The following is a 945-nucleotide window of genomic DNA, read 5'->3' on the forward strand; positions in this document are numbered from 1 at the left end:
ACCCGCACGCCCGCGACCGCCAGCCAGTAGAAGGCGACGCCGCGCGGCGCGCGCCACAGCGCCGGCACCGCGACGCAGGGCAGGGCGGCCAGCGCCGCCCAGCGCAGGCCGAGGCTGTCGGACAGCCAGTCGCCGCCCACGGTGCCCAGCAGGCTGGCAAGCGCGATCGTCACCCAGTACCGCCCGTCCACCACCACCCGGTCACGTCGCGCGACCAGCGCCAGCGCCGCCGCCAGCGCGAGCGCCACCGGCGCGTAGCCGAGACCGAGGCCCGTGCCATGGGTGAGGAAATCCGCCGTGTTGGTCGCGGCGATGCGCGTCAGCACGATCGCGGCCCAGTAGAACCCGGTCCCGACCGCGCCGATCCGCCGCTCCGCGAGCAGCACGATCGTCACCGCGACGGACAGCACCGGCGGGCCGGCCAGGAAGCCGAGGCCGACCGTATCGGCCGCGAAATCGCCGGCCGCGGTGCCGAGCAGGCTGGCGGCGAGCAGCGTCCGCCAGAACCGCGCGTCGGCCGCCGGCACGTTCTCTGTCCGCATGACGAGCACCCGCATCCCCGCCTTCGTCGTGTCGGTCCCCGTCATCGGGGCCGTGTCCTGTGATCCAGCACACAGCGCAGGCGGCGGCGCGCGGTCAACGTGACAACGGCCATGTCACTGAAACATCATGGGCCACTCCTGCGCCGGCCGCCCGGCGCTCGCGCGGGGGCCGGATTCATGCCAGTGTCCGATTCGGACCCGGAAGGAAACAGGGAACCGCATGCGCCCGGCCCGCGCCTTCATGGCCTGTCTCGCGGCGGCGCTGGCAGTGGCGGCGTTCCGCGTCGCCGGCGTCGCGCTGCCCCCCGTCGTCGTGCCGGCGGTGTTCGCGCTGGCCTGCGTCGCGCGGCTGCAGAACGACTGGCGCGACCGGCGCCACGACCGGCGCAAGGGGCGCAACGCG

General features: G+C 74.9%; 1 protein-coding gene and 1 pseudogene. One reads left to right on the forward strand and one right to left on the reverse strand.

The window, feature by feature from the left end; translation table 11 throughout:
• A pseudogene (locus B8460_RS20110) lies at positions 1-587 on the reverse strand (hypothetical protein); the annotation flags it as partial.
• 175 nt (positions 588-762) lie between these two features.
• On the opposite strand from B8460_RS20110, the gene B8460_RS20115 reads away from it, so the two are divergent.
• The coding region (locus B8460_RS20115) for a hypothetical protein (protein ID WP_048863408.1) at positions 763-945 on the forward strand (183 nt) is incomplete at its 3' end.

It is taken from the genome of Acidisphaera rubrifaciens HS-AP3 (genome assembly GCF_000964365.1).
GTDB lineage: Bacteria > Pseudomonadota > Alphaproteobacteria > Acetobacterales > Acetobacteraceae > Acidisphaera > Acidisphaera rubrifaciens.